Source organism: Lentzea rhizosphaerae (assembly GCF_042649515.1).
Lineage (GTDB): Bacteria > Actinomycetota > Actinomycetes > Mycobacteriales > Pseudonocardiaceae > Lentzea > Lentzea aerocolonigenes.
In genome coordinates this window covers 278,964-293,468 of record NZ_JBHRZI010000011.1, presented here as the reverse complement: position 1 = coordinate 293,468, position 14,505 = coordinate 278,964, and the positions used below count along the sequence as shown (strand labels likewise).

The window sequence follows — 14,505 nt, the reverse complement described above, 5'->3', positions numbered from 1 at the left end:
TCATGTTCGACAGCGTTCTGGTGGCGAACCGCGGGGAGATCGCGGTCAGGGTGATCCGCGCGTTGCGGTCGCTCGGGATCCGTTCCGTCGCCGTGTACTCCGACGCGGACGCCGATGCGTTGCACGTCCGGCTGGCCGACGAGGCCGTGCGGATCGGGCCCGCGGCTGCCCGCGAGTCCTACCTCTCGATCGAGAAGATCGTCCAGGCCGCCCTTTCCACTGGCGCGCAGGCGATTCACCCCGGCTACGGCTTCCTGGCCGAGAACACGGCGTTCGCGGCCGCTTGTGCCGACGCCGGTGTCGTCTTCGTCGGACCGCCTGCCTCGGCGATCGACGCGATGGGCGACAAGATCCGCGCGAAGCTCACGGTGTCGGCCGCCGGAGTGCCCGTGGTTCCCGGGCGCACCAAGGAAGGCATGTCGGACGACGAGATCGTCGACGCTGCCCTGGAGATCGGTTTTCCGGTGCTGCTCAAGCCTTCCGCGGGCGGCGGCGGCAAGGGCATGCGGCTCGTGCACGAGGAATCGGCGCTGCGCGAGGCGATCGAGTCCGCACGACGCGAGGCGCGCGGCTCGTTCGGTGACGACACGCTGCTGATCGAGCGGTTCATCACGAACCCGCGGCACATCGAGATCCAGGTGCTGGCGGACTCGCACGGCAACGTGATCCACCTCGGTGAGCGCGAGTGCAGCCTCCAGCGGCGGCACCAGAAGATCATCGAAGAGGCGCCGTCGCCGTTCCTGACTTCCGAGATGCGCGAGGCGATGGGCGCCGCGGCCGTCGACGCGGCCAAGTCCTGCGGCTACGTCGGCGCGGGCACCGTCGAGTTCATCGTGGACGGACAGACCGGCGACTACTTCTTCATGGAGATGAACACCCGGCTGCAGGTCGAGCACCCGGTGACCGAGGAGGTCACGGGCATCGACCTGGTCGAGTGGCAGCTCCGGGTCGCCTCGGGTGAAGTGCTGGACCTCGACGTCTCGTTGCAGGGGCACTCGGTCGAGGCGCGCGTCTACGCCGAGGACCCGGCGCGCGGCTTCCTGCCGACGGGTGGCCGGGTGCTGGCGTTGCGCGAGCCGGCGGACGTGCGCGTCGATTCCGGTCTGTACGAGGGACTTGTCGTCGGATCGGACTACGACCCGATGCTCGCCAAGGTGATCGCACACGGCCGTACCCGCGAGGAAGCGTTGCGGCGGCTGGACCACGCGCTCGGTCAGATGGTGCTGCTCGGCGTCACGACGAACATTCCGTTCCTGCGGGCGTTGTTGCGCGATCCCGACGTCCGTTCCGGCGCGCTCGACACCGGTCTGGTGGAGCGGAAGCTGGACTCGTTGACGTCGGCGGAGATCCCGGACGACGTGTACGTGGCGGCCGGTCTGGAACGGTCGTTGGAGCCGCGTGGTGACGACCCGTGGGACCAGCTGTCCGGGTGGCGCGTCGGTGAGCACGCGTGGACGACCTGGCGGATCAACGACGTCGACGTGCGCGTGCGTGGCGATGAAGTCGCTGTGGGCGCTGGAGAACCGGTTCGCGCGCGGGCCCGCCGCGAAGGTTCGGACCTGCTCGTCGGCTCGCGCCGGTACTCGATCGCCCGCGACGGCGACGTGCTGTGGCTGGGCCACGACGGCGCCTCCTGGGCGTTGGTCGAGGCCGAGTTCCTGGTCGGCGCGTCCGGGGCTGGTGCGGCCGCGTCGGGTGGTCCGGTGAAGTCCCCGATGCCCGGAACCGTGCTGGTGGTGCGGGCTTCCGCCGGTGACGAGGTCACCGCGGGTCAAGCGTTGTTCGTGGTCGAGGCCATGAAGATGGAGCACACCGTGACCGCACCGGTCGACGGCGTGCTCGCCGAAGTGAACGTGCAAGCAGGCCAGCAGGTCGCACTCGACCAGGTGCTGGCTCTCGTCGTCTCTCACGAGGAGTGACACCGATGTTGGACTTCAGACTCCCGAGCGAGTACGAGGACCTGCGCAAGACCGTCGAGGAGTTCGCTCGCGACGAGGTGGCCCCGGTCATCGGCGACTACTACGAGCGCTGTGAGTTCCCTTACCCGATCGTGGCGAAGATGGGCGCGATGGGCCTGCTCGGCCTGCCGTTCCCCGAGGAGCACGGCGGCATGGGCGGCGACTACTTCGCGCTGTGCCTGACGCTGGAGGAGCTCGCGCGCGTCGACTCGTCGGTCGCGATCACCGTCGAGGCCGCCACCTCGCTGGGCGCCATGCCGATCTACCGCTTCGGCACCGACGAGCAGAAGGCCGAGTGGCTGCCGTCGCTCACGTCCGGCCAGAAGCTCGGCGCGTTCGGCCTGACCGAGCCGGGCAGCGGTTCGGACGCGGGTGCCTTGGCCACCACGGCCCGTCTTGAGGGCGACGAGTGGGTCATCAACGGCACCAAGGCGTTCATCACGAACTCCGGCACGGACATCACCGGCCTGGTGACCGTGGCCGCCGTGACGGGCACGCTGCCCGACGGCCGCAAGGAGATCTCGTCGATCATCGTCCCGTCCGGCACGCCGGGCTTCACGGTGTCGAAGAAGTACTCCAAGGTCGGCTGGTGCGCCTCGGACACGCGTGAACTGTCCTTCCAGGACTGCCGCGTGCCCGCCGCGAACCTGCTCGGTGAGCGCGGCCGCGGCTTCGCCCAGTTCCTGCGCACGCTGGACGAGGGCCGTGTCGCCATCGCGGCTCTGTCGGTCGGTCTCGCCCAGGGCTGCGTGGACGAGTCGGTGCGCTACGCCCACGAGCGCGAGACGTTCGGCGCGAAGATCGGGACGTACCAGGCGATCCAGTTCAAGATCGCCGAGATGGAGGCCCGCGTGCACACCGCACGGCTGGCCTACTACGAGGCCGCGTCCCGGATGCTGCGCGGCGAGCCGTTCAAGAAGCAGGCGGCCATCGCGAAGCTCGTGTCGTCCGAGGCGGCGATGGACAACGCCCGTGACGCCACGCAGATCTTCGGCGGGTACGGGTTCATGAACGAGTACCCGGTCGGCCGGTTCTACCGGGACGCCAAGATCCTGGAGATCGGCGAGGGCACCTCCGAGGTGCAGAAGATGCTGATCTCGCGCGAGCTCGGCCTCTAACGCTCTCGATGAACGGCGCTTTCGTTCACCTGAGGTGGACAAAAGCGCCGTTCATCGAGAATTAGAGCTTCGGTACCGCCCGATCGATGATCGCGGCGAAGTCGGTGGACTTGGGGAGCGTGCCAAAAGCCACTCCCCAGTCTCCGCCTAGCCGCGAGCTGACGAACGCGTCCGCGACCGCAGGGTGCCCGTGCTTGACCAGCAGGGCGCTCTGCAGGATCAGCGCCATCTTCTCGACCACCCGGCGGGCCTGCGACTCGTCCACATCGGACAGCGCGGTGCCGAGCTCGTTCAGCGCCCTGTCGATCCGCGGGTCGACGCCGCTGACCACGCCGAGGAACTCCTGCACCGACTCGGGTTCCTTCTTCATCGCGCGCAGGACGTCCAGCGCGGCGACGTTGCCGGAGCCCTCCCAGATCGACATCAGCGGCGACTCGCGGAACAGTCGCGGCATCCCGCTGTCCTCGATGTAACCGTTGCCGCCCAGGCACTCCAACGCCTCCGCGGCGTGCACCGGGCCGCGCTTGCAGACCCAGTACTTGGTGACCGCGAGCCCGAGCCGCGGCCGGTGCCGCGCGAGCCACATCGCGGCCGTGGTCGCGGCCTCGGATTCGACAGCCAGGTCCGCCAGCACGTTCCGCATGGCCGGCTGGTCGATCAGGTACTTCCCGAACGCCTTGCGGTGGGCAGCGTGGTGCGCCGCCTGCCTCAGCCCCGCCCGCATCCCGGCCGCAGAGCCGAGAACGCAGTCGAGACGGGTCGTGTTGACCATCTCGATGATCGTCCGCACGCCGCGGCCCTCATCGCCCACCCTCAGCGCGAACGCCTCGTCGTACTCGATCTCGGCGGACGCGTTGGACTTGTTGCCCAGCTTGTCCTTGAGCCGCTGGAGGAAGAACCTGTTGCGTGTGCCGTCCGACAGCACCCTCGGCACCAGGAAGCAGGTCAGCCCGCCGGGCGCCTGCGCGAGAGTCAGGAACACGTCCGACATCGGCGCCGACGTGAACCACTTGTGCCCGGTCAGCACGTACCCGTCCTGGACGGGCCTGGCGACCGTGGTGTTCGCGCGGACGTCCGACCCGCCCTGCTTCTCGGTCATGGACATACCGGCGATCAGGCCCTGTTTGGACAGCGGCGCGCGCAGGCCGAAGTCGTAGTTCCGCGCGGTGAGCAGCGGTTCGTAGATCGCAGCCAGGTCAGGCGCCACGCGCAAAGCGGGCACGGCCGCGTAGGTCATCGAGATCGGGCAACCGTGTCCGGCCTCGACCTGGGACCACACGTAGAACTTGGCGGCACGCTCCAGATGGCCACCGTCCACATAGGCGTGCAGTCCGTGCGATACGGCTACGTTCATCAGGTCGTGCCAGGCGGGGTGGAACTCGACCTCGTCGATCCGGTTGCCGTACCGGTCGTGCGTGTGCAGGACCGGCGGGTACGTGTTCGCGAGGCGGCCGCGCTCCTGCCACTCCTCACTGCCCGCGAGCCTGCCCAGCGAGTGCAGTTCGGCGTCATCGACCCAGGTGAGCAGCGCAGGATCGTCCGCGACGTCGTGACCGCTCAACGGCGGCACCTGGTTGGTCACCTCGTGCGTAGCCATGCCTCGCACGCTACTACTCATCAGTAACTTTGGGCAGCCTCGCGGGCGTAGAACTCGCGGTCGGGGTGGATCTCGGCCAGCACGGCGAGCGCCCGTCGTTCGAGCAGCTTGAAACCGCTGGTCCGGGCGATGGTGAGGCCCAGCTGGACGTCCGCGACGGTCCGCATGGTGATCAACGCGGCCGCCTCGGCGTGCGCGTACCCCACGCTGCGGGCGAGCGCGACCGCCCTGGTCAGGTGCTCCCGGGCCTCGTCGTCACGGCCGAGGCTGCGCAACGCGGCCCCGAGCGTGCTGCACGCGTCCGCCTCTGCGGCGGGGTCGTCGATCTCCTTCGCGATCTCCAGCGCCTCGGTGCCGTGCCGCAGCGCCTCCTCGTACCGGCCGGCGTCCCCGCAGGCCCACGCGAGGTCGTCCAGCGCGTGCGAGAGCAGGGCGCGGCCGGCGTGCTGGCGCAGCACGACGATGGCCCTGGTCGAGCAGTCGATCGCCTCGTCGACCCTGCCGAGGTCGCGGAGCGTGAGCCCGTACGACGACAGGTAGACCCCGGCCCTGTCCTCCAGCCCCAGCTCGGTGGCCCTCTGGATGGCCAGCTCGAAGTACTGCGCGGACGTCTCCAGCTCGCCCTGCAGCCAGCAGCCGGCCCCGAAGGCGGCGTACAGCGCGTGCAGCAGGTCTTTCTGCCCGAGCTCGGTGGCGAGGTCCACAGCTGCTCTGCAGTACTCGAGCGAACGGCCGACGTCACCGATCTCCCGCCACAGGTTGCTCAGCGCGGACAACAGCCGAACCCGTGCCCGCGGCCAGGCGAGGTCGAGCGCCTGTTCGGCGATCTCCACGGCCTGCCGGAGCCTGCCCGAGTTCGCGTACCCGCTGGACAGCGCGTGCAACGCGGCGAGCCGACCGCGGTCGTCCCCGGCTGCCTCGGCGGCATCGAGCGCGGCGGTGCTGACCGTGAACAGGTCGGCCGCGTACCTGCTCAGGCGGAGGAACCCGTGCAGCCGGTCCGCGTAGAGCCACCGCAGCTGGGGCGGAGCGTTGGTGGCGAGGGCGACGAGGTTCGCCCGTTCCGCCTCGAGCCACGCCCGTCCGCTGGTGGGCAGGGTGATCTCGGTGCCCTCCTCCAGGTGCCGGAACTCGCTGGTCAGCTGCCGCGCCGCCGTGTGCGCGGCGTCGAGGTACCAGCCGTGGTACCGGTCGAGAGCCTGGTCGAGATCCTCGGCCTGCTCGTCGCTCTGCGCCCGCTCGTGCGCGTAGAGCCGCAGCAGGTCGTGCAGGCGGTAGCGGCCGGGGATGTGCTGCTCGACGAGGTTCGCCGCGAGCAGGGTGTCGAGCGACGCGTCACCCGCCAGCGGGGCGGCGGACTCGGCGGTGAAGTCGACGCCGGCGAGCAGCCCGAGCCGCCGGAACAACCGCCGGTGCGCCTCGTCCAGCGCCAGGTACGAGAGGTCGAACGCGGCCCGCACCGCGACCTGCTCGTCGTCGTGGATCTCGAGCGCCGCCAACCGGTTCTGCTCGCGCAGCTCGGCCACGGTGTCGGAGAGGAACGCGCCGGCGTTGGCCGCCGCGATCCGCAACGCGAGCGGCAGGTACCCGCAGAGCCGCGCGAGCTCCCGCGCCGCCGCCACGTCGACGTCCTGGCCGAGCAGGCCGCGCACCACCGCGACGGCCTCGTCCTCGCTGAGCACGTCGAGGAACAGCGGGCTCGCGTCCACCCCGCTGAGCCGGTTGCGGCTGGTGATGAGGCACGTCGAGGCGCCGCCCGGCAGCAACGGCCGCACCTGGGCGGCGTCGGCGGCGTTGTCGAGCAGCACCAGCATCCGGCGGCCGGCCATCAACGTGCGGTACAGCTCGGCCTGCTCGTTCTCGCTGATGGGTACCTGGTACGCGCGCACCCCGAGCGCGCGCAGGAACTGGGTGAGCACGTCGGCCGGTCGCAGCGGCTGGTCCTGCGGGTCGAAGCCGCGCAGGTTCACGTACAGGTGACCGTCCGGAAACCGGTCCGACTCGCTGTGCGCGAACTGCAGCGCCAGCGAGGTCTTCCCGACGCCGGCGGTGCCGTCGATGGCGGTGATCAGCACGACCCCTGACCGGTCGGCCAGCTCACGCAGCTCGGGTTCCCGGCCGGCGAACCCGCCCGGTGCCGCCGGGAGCTGACGCGGCACGCGCTCCGGTGCCGCGGGTGAGTCGTCGGAGTGGTCGAGCTCTTCCTGCACCGCGCGCCGTTCGAACGCGAGCGCCTCGCGGACGCCTGCCCACCAACGTCGTTGCGGCAGATCGCGCAACGCCTCGTCCTGCCACAGGTCCAAGGCCGACCGCAGCAGCGCGGGGTTCGCGAGCGTGCGCGCCTTCGCGACCAGGCGCCGGAAATGGTGCAAATCAACCAAGTCCGGGTCGATTTCGGCCAGGTAGGTCTGCCCGACCGTGACGATCGCGAGTTCCGGCACGGGTTCCAGCGCCCTGCGCAGCCGGTGCATCTGGTTGCGCAGCGCCTTGTCCGGGTTCGACGGTGGCTCGTCTCCCCAGGTCGCGGCCAGCAGCCGGGACATCGGCACGGCTCGTCCCGGTTCGAGCAGCAACGCGGCCAGCAGGCACCGCTGACGTTCCGTCAACGAGACACCCGAGACGGCGAGACTTCCGAGGAGCCGTATGCGCACAGAGTGATTCAACAGGAAGATCGCTGGCCCATTCGGGATTTGGGGGTGCCAACGGCGCTGACGAGGAATAACGTCGTTCTGGTGAGTGACCATGGGCACAGCACGGCCGTTGCTGCGTTGACCGCGCAGTACGCCGCGATGCGCGAAGGTGCGCCAGTGCGGCTCGCTAAGAAGACGTCGAACCTCTTCCGGTTCCGCGCCGAGCAGTCGGGCGGGTTGGACGTCGGCAGGTTCGACCGGGTGCTGGCGGTGGACCCGGTCGGACGCACCGCACAGGTGCAAGGCATGACCACCTACGAGAATCTCGTTGCCGCGACACTGCGCCACGGCCTGATGCCGCTCGTCGTGCCGCAGCTCAAGACCATCACGATCGGCGGGGCGGTGGCGGGTCTCGGCATCGAGTCCACCTCCTTCCGCAACGGCCTGCCGCACGAGTCCGTGCGGGAGCTGGAGATCCTCACCGGGGACGGCGAGGTCGTGGTGGCCAAACCGGACGACGACCTGTTCCGCGCGTTCCCCAACTCCTACGGGACGCTGGGGTACGCGCTGCGGCTGGAGATCGAGCTGGAGCCGGTGCGCCAGTACGTCCGGCTGCGGCACGTGCCGTTCGGCTCGTTCGCCGAGTGCGCCGCCGTCATCGAGGAGGTCTGCTCGGACGGTTCGGCGGACTTCGTCGACGGCACGGTGTTCTCCCGCGGCGAGATGTACCTGACGTTGGGCCACTACGTCGACATCGCGCCGTACACGTCGGACTACACCGGCAACGACATCTACTACCGGTCCATCCAAAAACGCCGGACGGACCACCTGACGATCCACGACTACCTGTGGCGCTGGGACACCGACTGGTTCTGGTGCTCACGGGCGTTCGGGGCGCAGAACCCGGTGGTGCGCCGCCTGTGGCCCAAGCGCTACCTGCGTTCGGACGTGTACCGCAAGCTGGTGGCCAAACACCGCCGGCTGAGGCCGCGCACCGACGTCGAGCCGGTGATCCAGGACGTCGAGATCCCGGTCTCGGCACTGGCCGACTTCCTCGACTTCTTCGACCGCGAGATCGGCATCTCGCCGGTGTGGCTCTGCCCGGTTCGCCTGCGCGACACCACGGGCTGGCCGCTGTACCCGATGGACGCGGACACGTTGTACGTGAACGTCGGGTTCTGGTCGGAGGTCCCGGTGCGGCCGGGGGAGAAGATGGGTGACCGCAACCGGCTGATCGAGCGCGAGGTGGCGCGGCTGGGCGGTCACAAGTCGCTGTACTCGGACTCCTACTACACCGAGGACGAGTTCTGGCGGCACTACAACGGTTCGCACTACCGGTCCGTGAAGAGCCGGTACGACCAGACGAACCGCTTGCCTGATCTGTACGCCAAGTGTGTCAGGGGACGATGAATGCGATTGGCCTCCATTTTCCAGCGCATCACGGGTGGCAACGACGTTCGCTTCCAGGCCTACGACGGCAGTACCGCCGGGCCGTCGGAAGCCGCGGTGTCGATCGACATCAAGACACCGGAAGCCCTGTCCTACCTGGCCTCCGCGCCCGGTGAACTCGGCCTGGCCCGCGCCTACGTGACCGGTCACCTGGAGATCCTCGGCGACGTGCACGCCGGCCTCTCCCAGCTCTCCGAGTTCTCGTTGCGCGAACTCCCGTGGCTGCAACGCGCGGAGCTGCTGCGCTTCCTCGGGCGAATCCGGTTGTCGCACAAGGTGTCTCCGCCACCGCAGGAGACCCGCCTGCGCGGCCTGCGTCACTCGAAGGCCCGCGACCAGCAGGCCATCGCGCACCACTACGACGTCTCGAACCAGTTCTACGAGTGGATCCTCGGCCCGTCGATGGCCTACACCTGCGCGGTGTACCCGACGCTCGAGTCCACACTGGAGGAAGCCCAGTTCGAGAAGCACGACCTGGTCGCCCGCAAGCTGGGCCTTCGTCCGGGCATGAAGCTGCTCGACGTCGGCTGCGGCTGGGGCGGCATGGTCATGCACGCGGCCCGCGAGTACGGCGTGCGGGCGATCGGCGTGACGTTGTCCCGCAACCAGGCCGAGTGGGCGCAGAAGGCGATCGTCGAGGCCGGTCTGTCCGACCTCGCCGAGGTGCGGCACCTCGACTACCGCGACGTGCGGGAGACCGGCTTCGACGCGGTCTCGTCGATCGGCCTGACCGAGCACATCGGCAAGGCCCAGCTGCCGGCGTACTTCTCGTCGCTGTACCGCAAGCTGAAGCCGGGCGGCCGGCTGCTCAACCACTGCATCACCCGGCCGAACAACAAGGAACGCGCGCTGTCCGGCCCGTTCATCAACCGGTACGTGTTCCCGGACGGTGAGCTCGTCGGGCCGGGGCACATCGTGTCCCAGATGCACGACGCCGGGTTCGAGGTGCGGCACGAGGAGAACATCCGCGAGCACTACGCGCTCACACTGGCCGCGTGGGGCCGCAACCTCGACGCCCACTGGGAGGAGGCCGTGGAGGAGGTCGGGGAGGCTCGCGCACGGGTGTGGCGGCTGTACCTGGCGGCGTCGCGGCTGGGGTTCGACCGGAACAACATCCAGCTGCACCAGGTGCTCGGGGTGAAGCTGGACGGGACTCGGTCGCACATGCCGTTGAGGCCGGACTGGCTGTCCTGAACGTCGGCAAACCTAAAAGGTGATCTTCGGCAGATCGAAAGGGTGATCTTCGGCAGATGTAAAGGGCACGGCTCGGCAGATCGAAAGCGGGCGGTACGATGAGGTAGTGCGAGAAGGTATCGACTACCTGCCGCGACGTGCGGCGGAGCGGGTGACCGAGGCAATGTCGGACACCCGCGTCATCGTGCTGAACGGGGCCCGTCAGGTTGGCAAGAGCACTCTGGCGGAGAAGCTGCTTCGTGAGCACGGTGGAGTGGCACGTTCTCTCGATGACGGGATTACTCGCGCGGCTGCGCAAGCGGACCCGTCCACCTTCGTCCGGCACGACGGGTTGATGCTGATCGACGAGGTACAGCGTGTGCCTGACCTGTGGCTTCAGATCAAGTACACCGTTGATCGCGATCAGAGGCCCGCGCAGTTCTTGCTCACGGGTTCAGCCCGCCTTCTGGGGCTCAGCAGCCTGCCGGACGCTCTGCCAGGGCGTTCGGAAACCGTGGAGCTGTGGCCGTTTTCGCAAGGCGAGATCGATGGCACACCTGACGGTTTCGTCGATGCGGCATTCGCTGAGGGAGCGGAGGTGCGAGCTGCGCCCAGTGACCTGCGGAAGAAGGACTACCTGGCTCGTGCGGCCAGAGGCGGTTATCCCGAAGCGTTGCGCAGGGGTACTCCGAGTCGCCGAGGCCGATTCTTCGAGGCCTATCTCGCAGACATGATGGCGCGCGACATCAAGCAGGTGGCTGACATCGAGCGAGCGGGCGAAATGCGCACACTCATGTCGCTGCTGGCAGCGCAGACCACAGGTCTGCTGAGCTTCAACCGGCTGTCCGGTGATCTTGAGTTGACTGCGCCAACCGTGCGCCGGTACGTGGAGATCCTCGAGACGGTCTATCTCGTGCGCACGGTTCCGGCTTGGTCGGCCAACGCCACCACAAGAGCTTTGGTCATGCCGAAGGTGTTCTTCGTCGATTCCGGGATTGCCGCACATCTGGGCGCAGGAGACGGCGCCCTGTTGGAGAACTTCGTACTCGGCGAACTCGCTCGCCAGTTGACGTGGTCGGACACGTTCGCGGCCCTGCACCACTACCGAGACCGAGACCAGTACGAGGTCGATGCGGTCCTTGAGGACAACAAAGGTCGTGTGATCGGCATCGAAGTGAAGGCCGCGGAAACCGTCCGAGCTGACGATTTTCGCGGCCTGCGCTTGTTGCGACGGCGCCTCGGCGACAGGTTCCACGCCGGGTTCGTGCTCTACACCGGTAGGGAGTCGTTCGGTTTCGGTGACGGCATGGCCTGCCTGCCCATCTCGGCGCTCTGGACCTGCTAGCTCAGCTTGTCCACGATCTGCTTGGCCGTGTTCGACGGGATCGCGAACCCGATCCCCACGCTCCCGGCCTCCCCGCTGCTCGACGCCGGCGAGTAGATCGCCGAGTTGATCCCGATCAGCTCACCGGCCGAGTTCACCAGCGCGCCACCGGAGTTGCCGGGGTTGATCGACGCGTCGGTCTGGATCGCCTGGTACGAAACGGAAGACGCGCGCCGCCCCTCACCGGGCACGGTCACCTTGCGGTCCAGCGCCGAGACGATTCCTGTCGTCACCGTGCCCTGCAGGCCCGACGGCGAACCGATGGCCATCACCGCGTCACCCACCTTCACGGAGTCCGAGTCCGCCCACTTGATCGGTGTGAGACCGGAGACCCCGGTGGCCTGCACCACGGCGAGGTCGGAGGCCGGGTCCGTGGAGACGACGGTGGCCGGCACCTCGCGGCCGTCGTTCAGCGTCACGGTGAGGCGGCCGCCGGACGACGCCACGACGTGGTTGTTGGTGAGGATCTTGCCGTCCGCGGTGAGGATCACGCCGGAGCCGAGGCCGTTGCCGACGTTCACCTGGACCACCGACGGCAGGACGGTCGAGGCGGTGGAGGTCCAATCCACAGTGGACTGGTTGGAGACCGTCTGCGCCGCAACGGACGACGACGCGGCGGGGGAGTCCGGTGAGGCGATCACCGCTCCGGTGACGCCTCCGAACAGCCCGGCGACGAGCGCCGCCGCGGTCAGCATCGGGGCCGTGCGGCGCCAGAACTTCGGCGCCTGGGCAACGGCGGGCTGCGGTTCCACCAGTGACCCGCTCATGGCGGGGAAGCTCTGCTCGGTCATGACTCCACGATGGACCGCCATCATGTGAACAAGCTGTGCGCACACCCGTGGGAACCCTGATAAGAACTAGCTGAGAAGCAGCTCGGAGACCTCTGAGGTCGTCAAGGACGGCCCGAAGTGCGACCCCTGCGCGCCGGTCACGCCGAGCTCGGCCAGCCTCGACGCCTCGGCCTGCGTCCGCACGTCCTCGGCGTACAGCGGCACCCGCAGGATCGAGGCCCACCGCAGCAGCGCCACCGACGCGCTCTCGTCGACCGGGTTCGCGCCGGTGTCGAGGCCGTGCACGACGCCGTCGGCGAACTTCACGCCGCTCAACGGCAGCAGGCGCAGCCGGTCGACGCCCACGTTGCCGCCGTTCATCTGGTCCAGCACGAGCCCGACGCCGCGTTCGGCGAGGATGGTCAGCTCCTCCAGCTGCTCGTCGGTCAGCAGCGCGGGCAGGTGCTCGTGCAGTTCGAAGCGCAGCAACGACGCGGGGAGCCCGGTGTGGTCGAGCACCCGGGCGACCTCGGCGACGAGCTCCGGCTCCTGGCACAGCCGCGGCGGCAGGTCGATGGAGAGCACCGGCGTCCGGGACCCCAGCGCCTGGTGCCACTCGCTCGCCTGGGCGCAGGCTTCCGACAACGCCCAGTGCACCAGCCGGACGATCATGCCGTTGTCCGAGGACTGGTCGAGGAACATGCCGGGACACAGCACGCCGTGGGCCGGGTGGTCCCAGACGATCTTCGCTTCCAGCGCGAGCACGGAACCGTCGGCCAGCGAGTGCACGGGCACGTAGTCGACGCGGAACTGGCCCTCCTCCAGCGCGCCGGGGATGGACGCCGCGAGCGCGTACCTCTCCTTGTCGCGCAGGTCGCGTTCCCTGTCGTACAACGCCCACTGCGCCTTGCCGTCGCGCTTCGCCCAGCCGACCGTGACGTCCGCCGCGCGCAACAGGTCCACCGCGTCGCCGCCGCGGGCCGCGCGCGCCACGATGCCGACGCTGGTCGTGACGCCGACGCCGTTCGTGCCGATCCAGAGCGGTTCCTCGAGCTGCTTGGTGAACTCCTCGACCAGCGCGATCACGCCGCGCACGTCACGCGGGTCCTTGATCAGGACACCGAACTCGTCCTCGCCGATGCGCGCGACCTTGCCGACGTCCTCCGTGAACACCGACCGCAGGCGCGTCGCGACGTGCATCAGCACCCTGTTGCCGGCGTCGTGCCCGAACGCGTCGTTCACGCCGCGGAACCCGTCGATGTCGACCTGCACCAGCGCGAGCGCCTCGGGGCCCTTCGACCCGACGGCGCCTTCGAGCCAGCCGAGGAACTGTGCCCGGTTGGGCAACCCCGTCTGCATGTCGTTGAGGCTCTGCCGCACGAGCTGCGTCTGCAACGCGCGCATCTCGTTCATGTTCTCGATCATCGTGACGAAGTACGGCTGCGCGTCCTCGTGCTCGCGCACGACCGAGATCGCCATGTGCGTCTGGATCGTCTCGCCGTCGCTGCGGATCATCCGCTTCTCGACCCTGATGTTGTCGAAGTCGGACGCGATCAGCTGCTGCGCCAGCTCCCGCAGCGCGGCCCGGTCTTCGGGGTGCACCAGGTCGCGGCCGCTCATCGTGCGCAGGTCGTCGCGCCGGTAGTCGAGCATCGTCAGCAACGCCTCGTTGACGTCGATGATGTCGCCGGTGAGGCTGCTGACGACGATCCCGAACGCGGAGGCCTCGAAGATCGCCCGGAACTTCGCCTCGCTCGCCCTCACCGCGATCTCGGCCCGGCGCATCGAGTTGATCGCGGCCGTGCGGCTGATCTCCTGCTGGTCGAGCGTCCGGTCGCGCAGCCCGTCCGCGTACCCGGCGGCGAGCGCACCCAGCTGGGCCGGCGTGATCGGAGTGGTCTCACCCAGGTGAGTGAGCGACTGCTCCAGAGTGGCAGCGGAGATGAAGTCGTGTTCCACCATGGAGCGGCCGACCCGCCGAGCCGCGTCCACACCACCGGTGAGCAGCTGGTCGACGTACCCGCCGAGCAGCTGCTCGAGCTTCTCGCGCGTCAGGTTCGCGAGAAGGGTGCTGGAGATCGCCGCCGCCCAGCGAACGGCGGGCTCTTGGCTGTCGACCATGTTCATTCAGCTCAGGTGGCCATTCGTGGGGACCGGGGTGATCTGCTGATCGATCGTCGGACGCCAATCGATATGCCTGCGCGGCCCACTTCCGCCGGGTTCGGTCGAACGGGTGACAGCCCCGCGCGGTACCACCACCGGGTGTGGGTCCAACGGTCAAGCTTACTGATCACGCATCACGTGTCCAACCGAACCCCGATTCCCGGCCACGATTCATGGGTTTGCCCCTGAATTCACTCGTTTGAACTAATGAATCACCTTCTCGAAGGCGAGCGGGCCAATGGTGAGCGGGGTCCGCGTCCACG

8 protein-coding genes and 1 pseudogene are annotated in these 14,505 nt (G+C 68.7%); 5 read left to right on the top strand and 4 right to left on the bottom strand.

The window, feature by feature from the left end; all coding sequences use genetic code 11:
• Positions 1–2 precede the first annotated feature (2 nt).
• The gene (locus ACFOWZ_RS08700) at positions 3–1,919 is read left to right on the top strand and encodes an acetyl/propionyl/methylcrotonyl-CoA carboxylase subunit alpha (protein ID WP_382370948.1); all 1,917 of its coding nucleotides are present in this window, start codon (positions 3–5) and stop codon (positions 1,917–1,919) included.
• 5 nt (positions 1,920–1,924) lie between these two features.
• The gene (locus ACFOWZ_RS08695; protein WP_382370946.1) at positions 1,925–3,076 is read left to right on the top strand and encodes an acyl-CoA dehydrogenase family protein; all 1,152 of its coding nucleotides are present in this window, start codon (positions 1,925–1,927) and stop codon (positions 3,074–3,076) included.
• Between the two features lie 61 nt (positions 3,077–3,137).
• On the opposite strand, the gene ACFOWZ_RS08690 is transcribed toward ACFOWZ_RS08695, so the two are convergent.
• Positions 3,138–4,673, bottom strand: coding sequence for an acyl-CoA dehydrogenase family protein (locus tag ACFOWZ_RS08690; protein ID WP_382370944.1), 1,536 nt, complete (start codon positions 4,671–4,673; stop codon positions 3,138–3,140).
• Between the two features lie 20 nt (positions 4,674–4,693).
• Positions 4,694–7,324 carry an ATP-binding protein gene (locus ACFOWZ_RS08685; RefSeq protein ID WP_382370942.1) on the bottom strand — a complete coding sequence of 877 codons (2,631 nt, stop codon included), beginning with the start codon at positions 7,322–7,324 and terminating at the stop codon, positions 4,694–4,696.
• Positions 7,325–7,462: 138 nt separating this feature from the next.
• On the opposite strand from ACFOWZ_RS08685, the gene ACFOWZ_RS08680 reads away from it, so the two are divergent.
• The 3 genes and pseudogenes from ACFOWZ_RS08680 to ACFOWZ_RS08670 form a co-directional block, all read left to right on the top strand.
• Positions 7,463–8,713 carry an FAD-binding oxidoreductase gene (locus ACFOWZ_RS08680; RefSeq protein ID WP_382372610.1) on the top strand — a complete coding sequence of 417 codons (1,251 nt, stop codon included), beginning with the start codon at positions 7,463–7,465 and terminating at the stop codon, positions 8,711–8,713.
• Positions 8,714–9,946: a class I SAM-dependent methyltransferase gene (locus ACFOWZ_RS08675; RefSeq protein WP_382370940.1), complete on the top strand. Its 1,233-nt coding sequence runs from the start codon at positions 8,714–8,716 to the stop codon at positions 9,944–9,946. It abuts the gene before it with no gap.
• Between the two features lie 163 nt (positions 9,947–10,109).
• Positions 10,110–11,096, top strand: a pseudogene (locus tag ACFOWZ_RS08670) (ATP-binding protein); the annotation flags it as partial.
• Positions 11,097–11,266: 170 nt separating this feature from the next.
• Here ACFOWZ_RS08670 and ACFOWZ_RS08665 read toward each other — a convergent pair.
• Positions 11,267–12,100: a S1C family serine protease gene (locus tag ACFOWZ_RS08665; protein ID WP_382370938.1), complete on the bottom strand. Its 834-nt coding sequence runs from the start codon at positions 12,098–12,100 to the stop codon at positions 11,267–11,269.
• Positions 12,101–12,166: 66 nt separating this feature from the next.
• The gene (locus ACFOWZ_RS08660) at positions 12,167–14,200 is read right to left on the bottom strand and encodes a putative bifunctional diguanylate cyclase/phosphodiesterase (RefSeq protein ID WP_382370936.1); all 2,034 of its coding nucleotides are present in this window, start codon (positions 14,198–14,200) and stop codon (positions 12,167–12,169) included.
• Positions 14,201–14,505: the final 305 nt, after the last annotated feature.

What these genes read in the sequence shown, in the direction of transcription:
- ACFOWZ_RS08700 (WP_382370948.1), top strand. Translation starts at nt 3, where the DNA reads ATGTTCGACAGCGTTCTGGTGGCGAACCGCGGGGAGATCGCGGTCAGG.
- ACFOWZ_RS08695 (WP_382370946.1), top strand. Translation starts at nt 1,925, where the DNA reads ATGTTGGACTTCAGACTCCCGAGCGAGTACGAGGACCTGCGCAAGACC.
- ACFOWZ_RS08660 (WP_382370936.1), bottom strand. Translation starts at nt 14,200, where the DNA reads ATGGTCGACAGCCAAGAGCCCGCCGTTCGCTGGGCGGCGGCGATCTCC.
- ACFOWZ_RS08690 (WP_382370944.1), bottom strand. Translation starts at nt 4,673, where the DNA reads ATGGCTACGCACGAGGTGACCAACCAGGTGCCGCCGTTGAGCGGTCAC.
- ACFOWZ_RS08675 (WP_382370940.1), top strand. Translation starts at nt 8,714, where the DNA reads ATGCGATTGGCCTCCATTTTCCAGCGCATCACGGGTGGCAACGACGTT.
- ACFOWZ_RS08680 (WP_382372610.1), top strand. Translation starts at nt 7,463, where the DNA reads ATGCGCGAAGGTGCGCCAGTGCGGCTCGCTAAGAAGACGTCGAACCTC.
- ACFOWZ_RS08665 (WP_382370938.1), bottom strand. Translation starts at nt 12,100, where the DNA reads ATGACCGAGCAGAGCTTCCCCGCCATGAGCGGGTCACTGGTGGAACCG.